14 protein-coding genes are annotated in these 17,623 nt (G+C 61.2%); 8 read left to right on the forward strand and 6 right to left on the reverse strand.

Annotated elements, in window-relative coordinates; translation table 11 throughout:
• Positions 1-3: 3 nt before the first annotated feature.
• Entirely contained in the window at positions 4-540 is a 537-nt protein-coding gene (locus HV670_RS32215; protein ID WP_425511412.1) for a hypothetical protein, read from the reverse strand.
• 110 nt (positions 541-650) lie between these two features.
• On the opposite strand from HV670_RS32215, the gene HV670_RS11180 reads away from it, so the two are divergent.
• Positions 651-2,144 (forward strand): AMP nucleosidase, encoded by a 1,494-nt coding sequence (locus tag HV670_RS11180; protein ID WP_484555931.1) that lies wholly within the window; start codon positions 651-653, stop codon positions 2,142-2,144.
• A gap of 116 nt (positions 2,145-2,260) precedes the next feature.
• Here the strand turns inward: HV670_RS11180 and HV670_RS11185 are convergent, their stop codons facing one another.
• Entirely contained in the window at positions 2,261-3,154 is an 894-nt protein-coding gene (locus tag HV670_RS11185) for a LysR family transcriptional regulator (RefSeq protein ID WP_217478405.1), read from the reverse strand.
• A 136-nt stretch (positions 3,155-3,290) separates the two neighbouring features.
• On the opposite strand from HV670_RS11185, the gene HV670_RS11190 reads away from it, so the two are divergent.
• Positions 3,291-4,265: a hypothetical protein gene (locus HV670_RS11190; RefSeq protein ID WP_217478406.1), complete on the forward strand. Its 975-nt coding sequence runs from the start codon at positions 3,291-3,293 to the stop codon at positions 4,263-4,265.
• 119 nt (positions 4,266-4,384) lie between these two features.
• Complete coding sequence (locus tag HV670_RS11195; RefSeq protein ID WP_246257221.1) at positions 4,385-5,434, forward strand: DMT family transporter; 1,050 nt, start codon at positions 4,385-4,387, stop codon at positions 5,432-5,434.
• Positions 5,435-5,658: 224 nt separating this feature from the next.
• On the opposite strand, the gene HV670_RS11200 is transcribed toward HV670_RS11195, so the two are convergent.
• Positions 5,659-6,402: an LOG family protein gene (locus HV670_RS11200; RefSeq protein ID WP_175104850.1), complete on the reverse strand. Its 744-nt coding sequence runs from the start codon at positions 6,400-6,402 to the stop codon at positions 5,659-5,661.
• Here HV670_RS11200 and polA point away from each other — a divergent pair, their 5' ends adjacent.
• Positions 6,403-9,264 carry a DNA polymerase I gene (polA, locus tag HV670_RS11205; RefSeq protein WP_175104851.1) on the forward strand — a complete coding sequence of 954 codons (2,862 nt, stop codon included), beginning with the start codon at positions 6,403-6,405 and terminating at the stop codon, positions 9,262-9,264.
• A 77-nt stretch (positions 9,265-9,341) separates the two neighbouring features.
• Complete coding sequence (locus HV670_RS11210; protein ID WP_175104852.1) at positions 9,342-10,721, forward strand: NAD(P)/FAD-dependent oxidoreductase; 1,380 nt, start codon at positions 9,342-9,344, stop codon at positions 10,719-10,721.
• Between the two features lie 158 nt (positions 10,722-10,879).
• On the opposite strand, the gene HV670_RS11215 is transcribed toward HV670_RS11210, so the two are convergent.
• Positions 10,880-11,749, reverse strand: coding sequence for a sulfurtransferase (locus HV670_RS11215; RefSeq protein ID WP_175104853.1), 870 nt, complete (start codon positions 11,747-11,749; stop codon positions 10,880-10,882).
• Positions 11,750-11,860: 111 nt separating this feature from the next.
• Positions 11,861-12,976, reverse strand: a complete 1,116-nt coding sequence (locus HV670_RS11220) for an aromatic ring-hydroxylating oxygenase subunit alpha (RefSeq protein WP_175104854.1) — start codon at positions 12,974-12,976, stop codon at positions 11,861-11,863.
• A 242-nt stretch (positions 12,977-13,218) separates the two neighbouring features.
• On the opposite strand from HV670_RS11220, the gene HV670_RS11225 reads away from it, so the two are divergent.
• The 3 genes from HV670_RS11225 to dxs all read left to right on the forward strand — a co-directional run bounded on the left by HV670_RS11225 (position 13,219) and on the right by dxs (position 16,463).
• Positions 13,219-13,515: an exodeoxyribonuclease VII small subunit gene (locus tag HV670_RS11225; protein WP_175104855.1), complete on the forward strand. Its 297-nt coding sequence runs from the start codon at positions 13,219-13,221 to the stop codon at positions 13,513-13,515.
• Complete coding sequence (locus HV670_RS11230) at positions 13,512-14,441, forward strand: polyprenyl synthetase family protein (RefSeq protein ID WP_175104856.1); 930 nt, start codon at positions 13,512-13,514, stop codon at positions 14,439-14,441. Before HV670_RS11225 ends, HV670_RS11230 begins: the two co-directional genes overlap by 4 nt.
• Positions 14,442-14,552: 111 nt before the next feature.
• Positions 14,553-16,463, forward strand: coding sequence for a 1-deoxy-D-xylulose-5-phosphate synthase (gene dxs / locus HV670_RS11235; protein WP_175104857.1), 1,911 nt, complete (start codon positions 14,553-14,555; stop codon positions 16,461-16,463).
• A gap of 22 nt (positions 16,464-16,485) precedes the next feature.
• On the opposite strand, the gene tsaD is transcribed toward dxs, so the two are convergent.
• Positions 16,486-17,514, reverse strand: a complete 1,029-nt coding sequence (tsaD, locus tag HV670_RS11240; RefSeq protein ID WP_175104858.1) for a tRNA (adenosine(37)-N6)-threonylcarbamoyltransferase complex transferase subunit TsaD — start codon at positions 17,512-17,514, stop codon at positions 16,486-16,488.
• Positions 17,515-17,623 lie beyond the last annotated feature (109 nt).

A 17,623-nucleotide genomic window follows, 5' to 3' on the forward strand; every position in this document is an offset into this window, starting at 1 on the left:
CACTCAGTATGTGATGTGGATTGATGGGACGCGGCCGGTGTTCGGCCCGTTGCCCGAGTTCGGAATATTGGGCGAATCGTCCGGCGGCGGACTCATCTGATAGTTCGTGCCGAAATTCGAATGCACATTGATTTCGGTCGGTTTCGCGTGATCGCGATATTCGGTGATCTCCGTGCCGCTGCGGTCCTTCTCATGAAAACTCGGCTCGCGCTGCTGGGGGAACTCGACTTTCGAACTCGCGCTGCCGTTCTTCGCCGGCGTCCGGTTGATCGCATCGAGGTCGGGCAGACCTGCGGCTTCGTTCGGCGACACTGGCTTGGATGACGCAGCCGCGGGCGGTGCCGCGGCTGCGGCATTCGCTGGTACGGCTGGCGCACGCTGCGCCGCGCCGGGCGGCGGCGGTGGCGTCGTGCGCGTCGAATCGACCTGCGGGGGCACGGCCAGCGGGTTGTCCTTTCCGGGATCAGCCGCCAGGGCGGGTGTCGCGGCAAGGACAAGCATCGCGCTGAGCGCGCCGGCTGCGACGAGGAGCGGCTTCATTGAGATTCTCCGTTCTGATGCGCCGATTCTAGCAAACCGGGCAAGAGCATGCGGCTTACGGGACAGAAATCAGGGAGATAATGTCAGTGGACAACACTGAGCGAATGACGATGAGCCATAAGCCCTTCGAAACAGAGCCGATTGCCGATCCCGCGGAAGCCGTGGCACGCGCGACGACGATCTACGAGGCGAATACCGCAGCCCTGCGCGATGCGTTCGCGCGCTATCGACGCGGCGAGCAGTTCGATGCCCAGGTGCACGCGTACTACCCGTTCGTGCGAGTGCGCACCAATGTCAACGCGGATATCGATTCGCGCCATTCCTATGGTTTCGTGTCGGGACCCGGCATTTTCGAGACAACGCTGACGCGGTTTGACCTGTTCGGCGACTACTATCGCCAACAGTTGCGCCTGCTTGCGCGGAACCACAAGGTCGCCATCGAGGTCGGCCAGTCGGACCAGCCGATCCCGGTTCATTTCTCGTTTCCCGAAGGGATTCATCTCGAGGGCGACCTGAGCCCCGAGCGTTTGAGGCAGATTCGCGACTTCTTCGACGTGCCCGACCTCGCGTCGCTCGACGACCGGATCGTCAACGGCACGTATGACCCCCCCGACGGCGCGCCGCGACCGCTCGCGCTGTTCACCGCGGCGCGCGTCGACTTTTCGCTGCACCGGCTACGCCACTACACGGCGACGTCGCCGACGCATTTCCAGAACTTCGTGCTCTATACGAACTACCAGTTCTATATCGACGAGTTCGTGAAGCTTGGCCAGAAGATCATGGAGAAGACCGACGATCCCGTGGAGCGCGCCTACCGCAGCCAGTACTCGGCATTCGTCGAGCCGGGCGACGTGACGTCCTACAACGCGAATCTCTACCACGACGCGCCGCATGGTTCGCCGCCGCCGCGCCTGCCGCAGATGCCGGCCTATCACCTGAAGCGCGCGGACGGCAGCGGGATCACGATGGTCAATATCGGGGTAGGGCCGTCGAATGCAAAAACGATCACTGACCATATCGCCGTCCTGCGTCCGCATGCATGGGTGATGCTCGGCCACTGCGCGGGCCTGCGCAACACCCAGCGGCTTGGCGACTATGTGCTCGCACACGGTTATGTGCGCGAGGACCATGTGCTCGATGAAGACTTGCCGCTCTGGGTGCCGGTGCCGAATCTCGCCGAGATCCAGGTCGCGCTCGAGCGCGCGGTCGCCGACGTGACGAAACTCGAAGGGCCTGAACTCAAGCGCGTGATGCGCACAGGAACGGTCGCGAGCGTCGATAACCGGAACTGGGAGTTGCGCGATCACCGCGAACCGGTAATGCGCCTGTCGCAAAGCCGCGCGATCGCACTCGACATGGAGAGCGCGACGATCGCCGCGAACGGGTTCCGCTTCCGCGTCCCTTACGGCACGCTGCTCTGCGTGTCGGACAAGCCACTGCACGGCGAACTCAAGCTGCCCGGAATGGCCGACCAGTTTTACAGCGACCAGGTCGGCCAGCATCTGCAGATCGGCGTGCGGGCGATGGAACTGCTGCGCGAGAATGGCCTCGCGACACTGCACAGCCGCAAGCTGCGCAGTTTCGCGGAGGTCGCTTTCCAGTAGCTGCGGATTCACGCGGTCACTGCAGTACCCATTGATAAGTGAATGATGGAGGTGTGCAATGGCGAGCATGTACGGTGCCATTGCCTGTTGGATCGTCTGATTGAGCTTCGCCTCCACTATTCCCGGGGCGGTTCATCCGGGTCAAGCACGAGATCCTGCTTCAGCATGGCGATAAAAGCGTCACGCGCTGGATGGTGCTTCGTTTCCTTGTGCCAAATGAACAAGTTATCAATGGCATTTAGGTCAGAGAACTCGTAGCCAGCCAGGTTGGTAGCTCGATCGTACTGAAGAAAGATTCCCTTTGGGACCAAAGAGATCCCCGCTCCAGCACTAACACAGCCTACGATCGCGCCGTAGCTCGCATAGCTCACGATTGGCGAATCAAGTCGATGTGTATGCAACCATCGCTCTAAGGCCGCTCGGTAGGGACAACCGTCAGGCCACATAAAGATGGTCTTGCCCTCTACATCCGCAGGCTTTCGCAACGGGCCCATCGACTTCGAGGCGATCAGTACGAGATCCTCCGTGCAGATCACCGCCGTGTCCAGTCCGGGGCGCTTCACTGACACTGCAATTACAGCACCGTCCAGGCGATGGCGCAACGTGTCCTCCATAAGACTAGGCCAAGTACCCGTGTTCAACTGCAAATCGACCTGCGGAAATTGCGCGTGGTACTTGGCCAATAGTCGTGGAAGCCGACCGGTTGCGGAGGACTCGATCGCCCCAATCCGTAGCGTGCCAGACGGCGATGAAGCAGGATCGACTGCCCTCTTGGCTTCGACCACCAGCCCAAGAATTTTCTCGGCATACGCGAGGAACACTTCTCCGGCTGGAGTGATACACAGGCCTCGCCCATCCCTGTGGAACAACGGCGTTCCGAGTTCCTGCTCCAACGCCTTGATTCGAGCGGTCACGTTCGACGGCACACAGCAAGACTTCTCCGCCGCGCGCGCAACGCTGCCGGTATCTGCAACCGCCTTGAACATCCGTATCTGGCCGAGTTCCATCATTCACAATTAGTGAGCTAATGGAACATTATAAGTCACTTGTCGAGATATTTGCTCGCTTGCATAGTGCATCGCAATGTCAGAAGGCACTGGTTGAATGTCCGGCCTTTGTGCGATCCACAACGACGCAGGAGTAAGCATGGATTTTCCAATTAATGATATTTGGATCGCAAGCGCACGCGATCGTAAATCAATGCAAGAATTTGGGAGGATTTTCGTATCGGCCCTGCCCAAGCACATTCAAGTTTTGCAAATTCCCGGACGAAGAATTTCCACGGATGCCGCGATAAACTCTCAGCTCGCCAAAATCGATAAAATAGTGGAGATTCAGAGGGCGATGCAGGAGGTTCTCGTTGATCCCATCACGCGGCAGGCTGAATCGCATGCTGAAAACACGTTCAAGGCTTTCCTTGAAAAGAGAAAAGTGGATGTCGGGCTGTTGAAATTCTTAAACGGTTGGTATGGTACTCATAAAACCACAAGTTTAGTATCGGCAAAAATTATAATGCGACTGGCAGGAGACGCAATATTCATCCCCCTTGATCAACAGATTGGTTATTGTAAAGCCATGGCTCACATGCACGAGGTCGCCAAGGATGACTTTGGGCTCGGACATAAGGGGCATGATGGCATGTACATTCATATGACGGCGGCACTAAAAGCAACAGATTGGGCTGAGAATAAATATGAAGTGCTGGAATGCAATGAATTTTCAGATTTTCTATACGAAACCGGCGTTGCGGAGCACAAGTCTCTATTGAATTCTGATCGCCACAATGAATCGATCTTGAAGGCCATGATGATTTCCATTGCTTCAAAGATTTGGAATGGGAGGGAGTTCAATTATATTGCCCAATACATCGAGGAAAAGATTATTTCCGTCGATCCAGCTTTGGCCAATGAAGCAACGAGCATGAGGAACGCAAAAGGATATGTAGCAGGACATGCCGGTGAAGTGGAAAATAAGCACGGACTGCATGCTCTGGCCGCAGCGCAAATCTTTGCCCGCACGAGAGGTGTGGAGTTCCGTATCGAGCGCCTCAAGGAAGTTATGCTCGAGTACAACGAACGCGTGGGACGAGCTTTCTGGGCATTGCATCGAGCCCTGATGTAGTTTGTCTGATAGACATAGGCGATGTTGTGTCGATGTAAACTAAAAGGCCCGTTTCCGTTTAAAGCAGGCTGAATCCATTGGAAATGGAAGGTGGAAGATTCTAAAGGAGGCCTGCCGTCATGGGAAAATGCAATTCTTCCAATGAAAAAGAGCGTCAGGAACCCGCGTGGAATGAGTTTGATCAATCGATGCATGCACACGAGGTTTCGCGCAGCAATGAGACGAAATTGTCAGACCAGGTGGTTTCGATTTGGATGATGGTTTTGTCTTGTTTGTTATTTGCGCTCATGGGCGCATTCGTAAAGTTGGCTTCTGCTCACTATTCAATTGGTGAGTTGGTTTTTTATCGCAGTCTAATTGGGCTGATTCTAATGTTGGGGGCGGCTCGCGTGCAACGTGGCAGCCTGCTCACAAAATATCCCAAGGAGCATTTGCTGCGCAGTTTGTGCGGGGCAGTCGCCTTGTCCCTGTGGTTCTATTCGATTGGGAAGCTGCCTTTGGCGATGGCCATGACCCTTAATTATACTGCCCCCATCTGGATGGTTTTATTTGTGATTATCAGCGCGCAGTTAAAAGGTTATCGCAAAGTTAGCCCTTTTATGCCGATTGCTGTCACCGTTGGTTTCGGAGGTGTTATCTGCATTCTGCAACCCACGCTTCAGGATAACCAGTGGTGGGGTGGGTCTGTTGGGCTGCTTTCGGGAATCGTGTCGGCTATCGCTTTTTTGCAAGTCGCGGCGTTGGGGAAATTGGGCGAGCCAGGATACCGTGTTGTATTCTATTTTTCTTTGGTGGGCATGATTATTGGTGTTGCTACCGTTATGCTTGAAGGAGGATTTACTTCTCACACTTTTAAAAGTATCTTGATGCTGCTTGCCATGGGCGTGCTGGCTGCTGGGGCCCAGTGGTCATTGACCTATGCGTTTTCAAATGGTAAGACTTTGGTCAACGCCAGCTTGCAATATTTGACTATTGCTTTTTCCAGCGTATTGGGAGGGCTAATTTTTGGAGATCAAATTACACTCATGGGAATTTACGGCATGATCCTGGTCGTAGTATCGGGGGTCATGGCTGCATATTTTCGAAGCAAGACAAGTTGCTATGACCCTGACGCAAGAAATACTCCGCACGGATTCACGCGGTCACTGCAACACCCTATTGATAAGTGAATGATGGAGGTGTGCAACGGCGAGCCTGGACGGTGCCATGACTGCGGAGAGGAACGCCCGGATCTGGGGCAGCTATGGCGAAGGGGTCTTGGCAGGCTACACGCAGCGTCAGCTAAACGACGTCGCCGCCAAGCTGAACTCCCGCTCCAGATAAACTTTGGAATTCAGAACGTCGGCGGAGGCGCTGGATAGCGTGTTCCAGTGACCACGTGCATCCGCAGCTCTTACAGGTAGAACATCCGGTCGTCGTCGCTCTTGGCGGGTACTTCGGTCGGCGCGCCACGTTCCTCGTAGAACTCGAGCACGTGCGACAGCACTTCGTCAGGATCGTCGGTGACTTTCATGAGATCGATGTCGTTCGGGCCGATCAAGCCCATCGGCACGAGCGAATCCTTGAACCAGCCGAGGAGGCCCGCCCAGAAGGTCGAGCCGACCAGGATGATCGGCACGTGGCGCGACTTCTTGGTCTGGATCAGCGTCAGCACTTCGGCAAGCTCGTCGAGCGTGCCGAAGCCGCCGGGCATCACGATGACCGCGTCCGAGTTCTTGACGAACGTCACCTTGCGCGTGAAGAAGTGCCTGAAACGCAGGGAGATGTCCTGCCATTGATTGCCGTGCTGCTCGTGCGGCAACTCGATGTTCAGGCCGACCGACGGCGCCTTGCCCGCGTGCGCACCCTTGTTGGCCGCCTCCATGATGCCGGGGCCGCCGCCTGAGATTACCGCGAAGCCCGCATCCGAGAGCTTGCGCGCGATCTGGACCGTGAGTTTGTAGTACTCGCTGTTCGTCTTGATCCGGGCCGAGCCATAGATGCTGACCGCCGGCCGGATCTCCGACAGGTACTCGGTCGCCTCGATGAACTCTGCCATAATCGTGAACATTTGCCACGACGCGCGGGCTTTCTTGGCTGTCGCCCTCTCTTGATCTGCAATTGATCGCAGACTCGGAATCACTTTTCTCTTGTTCATATGTCTGTACAACCCAACCTGGACGGTAAGACCCTCTTATTGGTCGACGGTTCGAGCTACCTGTATCGGGCGTATCACGCGATGCCCGATCTTCGCGGGCCGGACGGCGAGCCGACTGGTGCGCTGTACGGGATCATCAATATGCTTAGACGTCTGCGCAAGGAATACGCTGCAGAGTATAGCGCGTGCGTATTCGACGCTAAAGGAAAGACGTTTCGCGATGCGATCTATGCCGACTACAAGGCGCATCGCCCGCCGATGCCCGATGACCTCGCGCGCCAGGTCGAGCCGATTCATATCGCGGTGCGCGGGCTCGGCTGGCCGCTCGTGATGGTCGACGGCGTCGAGGCCGACGATGTGATCGGCACCCTCTCGCGGCGCGCTGAAATGGCCGGCATGAAGGTCATCGTGTCGACCGGCGACAAGGATCTCGCGCAGCTCGTGACCGACCATGTGACGCTCGTCAATACGATGAGCAACGAGACGCTCGATCCGGCCGGCGTGACTGCGAAATTCGGCGTACCGCCGAACCGGATCATCGACTATCTGTCGTTGATCGGCGATACGGTCGACAACGTGCCCGGCGTCGACAAGTGCGGTCCCAAGACGGCTGTCAAGTGGCTCACGCAGTTCGACTCGCTCGACGGCGTGATCGAACATGCGGCCGAGATCAAGGGGGCGGTCGGCGACAACCTGCGCCGCGCACTCGAGTTCCTGCCGACCGCGCGCAAGCTCGTTACGGTCGATACGGACTGCGATCTGACACCGCACGTCGAGACCATCGAGGCCTCACTCGAGACGCGTCCCGAAGCGGCCGACCAGATGCGTGAGGTGTTCAAGCGTCATGGCTTCAAGACCTGGCTGCGCGAGATCGATGCGGCCGCGCAGAGCGGACTCGGTTTTGCCGATGCGGGCGCAGGGGCCGCATCGGGTGCGTCGGGGGAAACAGGCGCATCGGGCGTATCAACTGCGACAGACACGGGTTGGGTCAATGGCACACAGGCCGCGCAAGCCGTCGGACCGGGCCAGCTCGAACTCATACCGGCCGCGGAGATCGAGAAACGCTATGTGGCGATCCAGACCTGGGAGCAGTTCGACACCTGGCTTGCCAGGATCGAGGTTGCGAAACTGACCTCGCTCGATACCGAAACGACTTCGCTCGAACCCCTGCATGCGCGCCTCGTCGGCCTCTCCCTGTCGGTCGAGCCGGGCGAGGCGGCCTATCTGCCGCTATCGCATCGCGGCCCCGATGCGCCGACGCAACTGCCGATCGATGAAGTCCTCGCGAAACTCAAGCCCTGGTTCGAGAATCCCGCGCGCCGCAAGCTCGGCCAGAACCTCAAATACGACGAACACGTGCTGGCGAACCACGGGATTCGTCTCGCGGGCGTCGAACACGACACGCTGCTCCAGTCGTATGTGGTCGAGTCGCATCGTCCGCACGACATGGACGGCATGGCACTGCGCCATCTCGGGCTCAAGACGATCAAGTATGAGGATGTCTGCGGCAAAGGTGCCTCGCAGATCGGTTTCGACGAAGTCGCACTCGAGCAGGCCAGTCACTACGCGGCGGAAGACGCGGACATCACGCTGCGCTTGCATCAGTACCTCTATCCGCTGGTCGCGAAGGCGCCCAAGCTGCTTGAGGTCTATCGCGATATCGAGATGCGGGTCGCACGTGTGTTGTGGGCCGTCGAACGCAATGGCGTGTTGATCGATGCCGCGCTGCTCGAGAACCAGAGCGGCGAGATCGGCGCGAAGCTGATCCAGCTCGAGGCTCAGGCGCACGAACTCGCGGGCGGCGAGTTCAATCTGAATTCGCCCAAGCAGATCGGCGAGATCTTCTTCGAGAAGCTCAAGCTGCCGGTCATCAAGAAGACGCCGAGCGGTTCGCCGTCGACCGACGAAGAAGTCCTGCAGAAGCTCGCGGAGGACTATCCGCTGCCGAAGCTGCTGCTCGACTACCGGGGTCTTTCGAAGCTCAAGTCGACCTACACCGACAAACTGCCGAAGATGATCAATTCGCGGACCGGGCGCGTGCATACGAACTATGCGCAGGCCGTCGCCGTTACGGGGCGACTCGCCTCGAACGATCCGAACCTGCAGAACATTCCGGTACGCACGCAGGAGGGCCGCCGGATTCGCGAAGCGTTTATTGCCCCCGCGGGCAGCCGCATCGTATCGGCCGACTATTCGCAGATCGAATTGCGGATCATGGCGCACATCTCCGGTGACGAGAACCTGCTGCGAGCGTTTGCACAGGGCGAGGACATTCACCGCGCCACAGCCGGCGAGATCTTCGGCGTCACGCCGCTCGAAGTGAACGCCGATCAGCGGCGCGTCGCGAAGACGATCAACTTCGGCCTGATCTACGGGATGAGCGCGTTCGGCCTCGCATCGAACCTTGGCATCGCACGCGATGCGGCCAAGCTCTATATCGACCGCTACTTCACGCGTTATCCGGGTGTCGCCGCCTATATGGAAGAGACCCGCCAGAACGCGCGTGCGCACGGCTATGTCGAGACCGTGTTCGGGCGCCGCCTCTGGTTGCCGGAGATCAACGGCGGCAATGGCCCGCGGCGGCAGGCGGCGGAACGCGCGGCGATCAATGCGCCCATGCAGGGGACCGCGGCCGACCTGATCAAGCTCTCGATGATCGCTGTGCAAGGCTGGCTCGAAACCGCGCAGCGGCGCAGCAAGATGATCATGCAGGTCCATGATGAACTGGTGCTCGAGGTGCCGGACGAAGAATTCGACGAGGTCCGGGTGAAGTTGCCCGAGCTCATGTGTGGTGTCGCCCAACTCAAGGTGCCGCTCGTGGCCGAGGTCGGATCGGGTGCAAACTGGGAAGAGGCGCATTGAACAGGCGGTCGGCTGATATCCGGGAGGGCGGCTGAGTCTGTCAGGTCATTCGTCATGACGTGAAGCGGAGGGTGAAGATGCGACGGATCATAGTGGTGGGCGGGGGCGCAGGCGGCCTTGAACTGGTGACGCGTCTGGGCGACCGGCTCGGCGCCCGCGCGCGGCAGCCGCGGGCTGAGATCGTCCTGGTGGACCGGGATCCAACCCATATCTGGAAACCCCTGCTTCATGAAGTCGCGGCGGGCAGCATGGATCCATTCACCCATCAGCTCGAGTATGCCGCGCAGGCTCGCTGGCATGGCTTCGAGTTTCAGCAGGGGGAACTCATTGGCCTCGATCGTGCGAACCGCGTGATCCGAATCGGCGCATTGACCGATGAAGACGGCGCTGCGCTGCTGCCGGCTCGCGAATTGCGCTATGACACGCTGGTGATCGCGATCGGCAGCACCACGCATTTCTTCGGTGTGCCCGGCGCGGAAGACCATGCGATTGCACTCGATACCCCCGAGCAGGCTGAACGCTTTCGGCGACGCATGATCTCGCAGTGCATCCGGGCGCAATATCGGCGCGCCAGCGGTGCGGCTGACGACGATGTTGCACGACCGGACGTTGCCCGCGACGGGGCCTCGATCGCGCCGTCCGGCGAGCATCCCAAGGTCAGAGTCGCGATCATTGGCGGCGGGGCGACCGGGGTCGAGCTGTCCGCCGAACTACGCAATACGGCCCAGGTGCTCGCGGCATATGGCTTGCACGATGTCGATCCCGCTTACGATGTTTCGATCACACTCGTCGAGGCCGGCCCGCGGTTGCTGCCCGCACTGTCCGAACGTCTTTCCGAAGAAACGCGCAAGCTGCTGACCAAGCTCGGCGTGACCGTCATGACGGGGGCGCGCGTCGAAGCCGTCGAGGCGGGCGGCTTGCGGCTACCGGACGGGGATCTGCTGCCGGCCGATCTGATCGTGTGGGCCGCGGGCATCAAGGCGCCTGCGATTCTCGGACAACTCGACGGCCTCGCCACGAACCGGCTCGGCCAGCTTCTCGTGCGCGAGTCATTGCAGACCGAAGCCGACGATGCGATTTTCGCGCTCGGGGATTGCGCAAGTTGTCCGTGGGCCGGCACCGGCAAGACCGTGCCGCCTCGCGCACAGGCGGCCCACCAGCAGGCGAGTTTTCTGTTCGAGGCCTTGCTGCGGCAAATGGACGGCAAGCCCTTGCAAACCTTTAGCTACCGCGACCTCGGCTCACTCGTCTCGCTGGGCCGCTTCAGCGCGGTTGGCAGCCTGATGGGCGGCCTGATCGGGGGGAGCATGTTCGTCGAGGGTATGTTCGCGCGGCTCATGTACAGCTCGCTCTACCGGCTCCATATCGTCGCATTGCATGGCTTTGCGCGCATGGCACTCGACACCGTCGCGCACTGGCTGCGCCGCTCGACCATGCCGAGGGTCAAGCTCCACTAGGGCGTCGGCTCGCATCGCACGCATGGGCCGACGCGAATGATATCGGCCGGGGCGATGCCTGCCTGGTCGATATCGACCGCCACGAGGCGGCCTTTCGGCCTTGTAGAGCGGCCGGGGCCTATGCGGCCCCCAAGCGATGGGCTCCTGCCTCGATCCCTTTAAGCCGCCGACCCGATTGCGACGGGCCGCAAGGGACTGGCACACCATTCGCTCCACGAACCGCCATAGAGCGCCGCGCCGTGCAAGCCTGCGACTTCCATCGCGAGCAGATTGTGGCAGGCGGTCACACCCGAGCCACACTGCATGACCGCGCGTTCCGGGGCGATCGGGCCAAGCACGGCATGAAATGCTTCACGCAGTTCATGTGCAGACTTGAACCGTCCATCCGGCTGCAGATTGTCCATGAACGGACGGTTCAGCGCGCCGGGAATATGCCCGCCGACCGGGTCGATCGTTTCGTTTTCGCCGCGATAGCGATCGGCTGCGCGGGCGTCGACGATCAGCCGCTCACGTGACTGCAGATTGCGTTCGACCGCGGCGACATCGATCGTGACGGCGAGCGGGGCAGCCGCGGCGAAGTCGCCCGGGGTTTCCGCGGGTACCTCGCCGACGAGCGCACGACCCGTTTCGGTCCACGCCGCGAGGCCGCCGTCGAGCACGGCGACCGAATCGTGACCGAGCCAGCGCAGCAGCCACCAAAGCCGTGCCGCGTACGTGCCGCCTTGCGCATCGTAGGTGATGACCTGCTGGCCCTTCTTCAGTCCGCGGGCCGCGAGGTTGCGCGCGAGCGTCTCGCGATCGGGAAGCGGATGGCGGCCGTTGCCGCCACTCTTGGGTCCTGAGAGATCGCGGTCGAGATGCAGGTAGTGTGCGCCGGGCAGATGACCGGCGGCATAGGCGCGTTCGCCGGCTGTGGGATCGGCCAGCTCGAAGCGGCAGTCAGCGATGAACACCGACTCGGGGGCGGCATCGAGCCGTTCGCCGAGATTGGCGGCGGAGATCAGGGTGGTGAAGTGTGTATGGGGCATGGCGACCTCGTGATGGGCCGGAAGGCGCCGGCCGATGCGTTGCCGGAAAGCCGCGGCGGGAGAGACGATAGTCCTCCGCGCCGCGCATTTCGGCAAGATGCACGTGCTCGACTACCCGAGCGCCCCGGTCGGCTCGATCTCGCGCCGGTAGAACTCGTGGAAGTGCTGCATGCCGTCTTCCATCGGGCTCTGGTACGGACCGGCCTGCGACTCGCCGCGCAGCATCAGCGCGTGGCGGCCCGCGTCCATGCGTTCGGCGATCTCGTCATCCTCACGTGCCGTTTCCATATAGGCCGCGCGTTCGGCCTCGACGAACTCGCGCTCGAACAGTGCGATTTCCTCGGGGTAGTAGAACTCGACGATATTGGTCGTATGCTGGGGCCCGCGCGGGATCAGCCACGATACGACGAGAACGTGCGGATACCACTCGATCATCAGGCCCGGGTAGTAGACCATCCAGATCGCGCCGAACTCCGGTGGTTGCCCGTTGCGGAAATTCAGCACCGCGTCGTGCCACTTGCGATAGGTCGGACTGCCGGGCGTGGCGAGCCCCTGGTGAACGCCGACCGTCTGCACGCTGTACCAGTGGCCGAATTCCCACTGGAGATCGTCGCACGAGACGAAGCTGCCGAGTCCCGGATGGAACGGCACCACGTGATAGTCCTCGAGATACACCTCGATGAACGTCTTCCAGTTGTAGTTGCATTCATGGATTTCGGCATGATCGAACTGGAAGCTCGAAAAGTCGAAATGATGACGCGTGCCGAGATCCGCAAGGTCGCGTGCGACATCGCGGCCCCCCTGTTCAAACAGCATGCCTTGCCAGTTCTGCAGCCGTGTGCGGCCGAGATCGAGGCAGGGGTTGTCCGGAAAGTGTGGGGCGCCGAGCAGCTCGCCTTGCAGGTTGTAAGTCCAGCGATGCAGCGGACAGACGATGTTCTCCGTGTGGCCACGACCGTTGAGCATGATCGCCTGTCGGTGACGGCACACATTCGAGAGCAGTTCGATCGACCCCTGATTGCGCACGAGCACGCGCCCCTCAGCCTCGCCAGGCAGCGCGTAATAGTCGCCGGCTTCCGGCACCATGAGTTCGTGACCGATATAGCGCGGCCCGCGCTTGAACAGCGTTTCGATCTCCTGGGCCAGCAAGGCCTGATCGAAATATGCCGAAACCGGCAATTGACTATGAATGGACTTAAGCTGAACAGCAGTGCTCAGATTGGACATTCCCACTCCCCGAAAGCGTGAAAGCAGTGAACAACCCAACCATCGAAAATTCGATTTGGGGAGCCGATGATTATAACCGGCCCGCGCGAAACGGGGTAATTCCAACATCTGCCGGATACGCTTAAGTCCATGATTTCGTCTGGAAAATGTTGGATTCGTGAGGTCAGGCGGACCACCCACGGGGCGGATCGAGCCTTTTTTACCGTAGAATGATGGACTTGGTTGCGATCTAAAATACTGACATGGCGAACACCGCTACCCCGCGCACTCCCGGCGAGCCGGCCGAAGCACTCGAAGCATCCGCAGCACTCGAAACGGCCGGACCCGTGAGCTATGAAGCGGCCGTGGCCGAGCTCGAAGCGCTCGTTGCACGAATGGAGGGCGGTGCGCTGTCGCTGGAAGAATCGCTGAGTGCCTATCGCCGCGGTTCGCAACTGGTCTCGTACTGCCAGCAACAGCTGGAAAAAGTCGAGCACCAGGTGCGTGTGCTCGACGGCGAGGTCCTCAAGCCTCTGGCGACCGACGAGGACAATGCATGACTTTTAATGAATGGACCCGCTCGGTACTTGCGCGTACTGAGGCGGCACTTGACGCCTGCCTGCCGCCGGCCGATCTCGAACCCGCTCGTCTCCACGATGCGATGCGATACACGACGCTTGGCGGCGGGAAACGCGTGAGACCGTTGCTCGTCCATGCCGCCGGACTGTTGACGGGCGCGACGCCCGAGGCGCTCGACGCGGCCGCCGCCGGCATCGAGATGATTCATGTCTACTCGCTCGTGCATGACGACATGCCAGCGATGGACGACGATTCGATGCGGCGTGGCAAGCCGACCGTGCACGTCCAATATGACGAAGCGACAGCACTGCTGGTCGGCGATGCGCTTCAGTCACAGGCGTTCATCGCGCTGAGCGAGGCTCCGGTGCCGCCGGTGCGGCAGGCGGCTTTGCTGCGCGAACTCGCACTCGCGAGCGGTTCGATCGGGATGGCGGGCGGGCAGGCCATCGATCTCGCGAGCGTGGGTGTTGCACTCGATCGCGCCTCGCTCGAAAAGATGCATCGGATGAAGACGGGCGCGCTGCTGCGGGCGGCCGTCCGCATGGGTGCACTGTGCGGTGCCGAGGCACCTGATAGTCTTGCGGCCGCTGCGCCGACGCAATTGGGCCAGTCGGCTCCGTCGTCGCTGGCTGTCGCGCTCGAGCGCTATGCGGCCGCGGTCGGGCTGGCCTTCCAGGTGGTCGACGATATTCTCGACGTGACCGCCGATTCGGCCACGCTCGGCAAGACTGCCGGCAAGGATGAAAAGGCCGGCAAGCCGACCTATGTATCGCTGATGGGTCTGGCCGAGGCGCGCCAGCTCGCGACCGAGCTGCAAGCCGAGGCCCATGCGGCGCTTGCACCGTTCGGCGAACGCGCCGCCCGGCTAGCGCAGCTCGCCGACCTCATCGTGGAGCGCGTAAATTAGCGCGAGCCCGAGGCCCGCAGTGTCAATCGGATCCGTCAATGGATCCTTGCAGCGGGTGCTGACTAAAATAGACGGTCCAAGACCGCCCAAGATCCCTGGAAACGAACAACGATGTATGACTTGCTGAAAACCATCGACGACCCTGTGGCGCTGCGCCGGCTGGAACGCCGCGAGCTGTCGCCGCTCGCCGACGAACTGCGCGCCTTCGTGCTGGACAGCGTGTCGCAAACGGGGGGGCACCTGTCGTCGAATCTCGGCACGGTCGAACTGACCATTGCTCTCCACTACGTGTTCGACACGCCGAACGACCGCATTGTCTGGGACGTCGGCCATCAGACCTATCCGCACAAGATCCTGACCGGCCGCCGCGACAAGATGGGCACGCTGCGCCAGGCCGGCGGCATCTCCGGTTTTCCGCGTCGCGACGAGTCGGAGTTCGATACGTTCGGCACCGCGCATTCGAGCACCTCGATATCGGCGGCGCTCGGCATGGCGCATGCATCCAAGCTCAAGGGTGAGTCGCGTTATTCGATCGCCGTGATCGGCGACGGTGCGATGACGGCCGGCATGGCCTTCGAGGCATTGAACAATGGCGGCGTGGCCGACGACCTGCCGCTGCTCGTCGTGCTCAACGACAACGACATGTCGATTTCGCCGCCGGTGGGCGCGCTCAACCGCTATCTGGCACGCCTGATGTCGGGCCGTTTCTATGCGGCCGCGAAGAAGGGCGTCGAGCGCGTACTGAGCGTGGCGCCGCCGATGCTCGAACTGGCGCGCCGGATCGAGGAACATGCGAAGGGCATGGTGGTTCCCGCCACGATGTTCGAGGAATTCGGTTTCAACTATATCGGGCCGATCGACGGCCATGACCTCGAGTCGCTGATCCCGACCCTGCAGAACATCAAGGGGCTCAAGGGACCGCAATTCCTTCATGTCGTGACGCGCAAGGGCCAGGGCTACAAGCTCGCCGAAGCCGATCCGGTGCTCTATCACGGCCCGAGTAAGTTCAACCCCGCCGAAGGTATCAAGCCGTCGAAGCCGGGCGGCCGCAAGACCTACACCCAGGTGTTCGGCGAGTGGCTGTGCGATGCGGCCGAGCTCGATGCGCGTGTGGTCGGCATTACGCCCGCGATGCGCGAAGGCTCGGGCCTCGTCGAATTCGAACGCCGTTTTCCCAATCGTTATCACGACGTGGGTATCGCCGAACAGCATGCCGTCACGTTTGCAGGTGGGATGGCGACCGAAGGGCTCAAGCCCGTCGTCGCGATCTATTCGACCTTCCTGCAGCGCGGCTACGACCAGTTGATCCACGACATCGCGCTGCAGAACCTGCCCGTCTTGTTCGCGATCGATCGCGCGGGCCTTGTCGGCGCCGACGGCGCGACGCACGCAGGCGCCTATGACATCGCGTTCCTGCGCTGCATTCCGAACATGACGATCATGGTGCCGGCCGACGAGAACGAATGCCGGCAGATGCTGCATACCGGGTTGACGATCGACGGGCCGTCGGCGGTACGCTATCCGCGCGGAGCCGGTACGGGCGTCGAGACGGTCAAGCACCTCGCGGCGCTGCCGATCGGCAAGGGCGTGGTGGTACGCGAGTCGGGCAAGCCCGCGGGGCATCGCATCGCCATCCTCGCCTTTGGCACGATGGTGGCGCCGAGCCTCGACGCGGGCATTGCGCTCGATGCGACGGTGGCGAACATGCGTTTCGTGAAGCCAGTCGACCACGAATTGATCCGGCAACTCGCCCAAACGCATGATGTGCTGGTGACCGTCGAGGAAGGATGCATCATGGGCGGGGCGGGTACTGCGTGCGTCGAAAGCCTGCTTGCGAGTGGCCTGAGCCGTCCGGTCCTGCAACTCGGACTGCCGGACCAGTTTATCGATCACGGCGATCCGGCCAAGCTGCTGTCGGGTTGCGGACTCGATGCGAGCGGTATCGCGGCTTCGATTCGCCAACGTTTCTTCGCGAAAGACGGCGCGGGCGAAAAGATCAGCGTGGCGAAGCTCGTCGCCTGAGGCGGGGCGGGCCGGTGTATCGTCAGTCGCCGGCGAGCGCCGACAAATCCCAGCGAGGCTTGACGGTAAAAGCATACGAATGCTCGGCCTGCTCGGGCCAGCGTTCGAGCCGCAGTGCACCGGCGAGCGCGATCATCGCGCCGTTGTCGGTGCACAGGGCCAGATCCGGATAGTGGACCGCGAAGCCGCGGCGTTTCGCGGCATGATTCAACGCTTCGCGCAGTTGGCGATTCGCACCGACGCCGCCGGCGATGACGAGGCGCTTGAGTCCGGTTCGCTTGAGCGCCGCAATTGATTTTGCGGCCAGCACATCGACCGCTGCGTCGACAAAACCTCTTGCGATATCGGCCTTGTCCTGCTCGCAGATATTCGTGCCGAGCTTGCGGACCTGTGTCAGCACCGCCGTCTTGAGACCGCTGAAACTGAAATCGAGATCGCCGGAATGCAGCATCGGCCGCGGCAGCACGATCGCGCCGGGAGTGCCGAACTCGGCGAGCCGCGAGACTTCCGGGCCCCCCGGATAGCCGAGACCGAGCAGCTTCGCTGTCTTGTCGAACGCCTCACCGGCCGCGTCGTCCAACGTTTCGCCAAGTGTCTCGTATTCGCCTACGCCCGTGACGCGCATCAATTGGGTGTGTCCGCCCGAGACGAGCAGCGCGACGAACGGAAACGGCGGCGGTGCGTCGACGAGCAGTGGCGACAGCAGATGGCCTTCCAGATGGTGAATGCCGATCACGGGCTTGCCGAGTGCGAGCGCCAGTCCGTTTGCGACACTTGCCCCGACGAGCAGTGCGCCCGCGAGACCGGGCCCCTGCGTGAACGCGATGGCATCGACGTCGACGAGCTTGACGCCCGCTTGTTCGAGTACCTCCTCCAGCAAGGGGAGCGCACGGCGGATATGGTCGCGCGAAGCGAGTTCCGGCACGACGCCCCCGTACTCCCGATGCATGGCAATCTGGGAGTGAAGCGCGTGTGCGAGCAGGCCGCGCTGCGTATCGTAGAGCGCGAGGCCGGTTTCATCGCAGGAGCTTTCGAGACCGAGAATAAGCATGGGGCGTGGGTGTGTTCGGAAATGTCCGCGATGTCCGCAAGATCGGAAATCCGGGACGTGAGGGTCTTGGGAATCGTGCCTGGCAGGCACGGGCCCGGCAAACCGGCGA

The sequence above is a fragment of the Pararobbsia alpina genome, assembly GCF_902859895.1.
In the GTDB taxonomy this organism is placed as follows: Bacteria; Pseudomonadota; Gammaproteobacteria; order Burkholderiales; family Burkholderiaceae; genus Pararobbsia; species Pararobbsia alpina.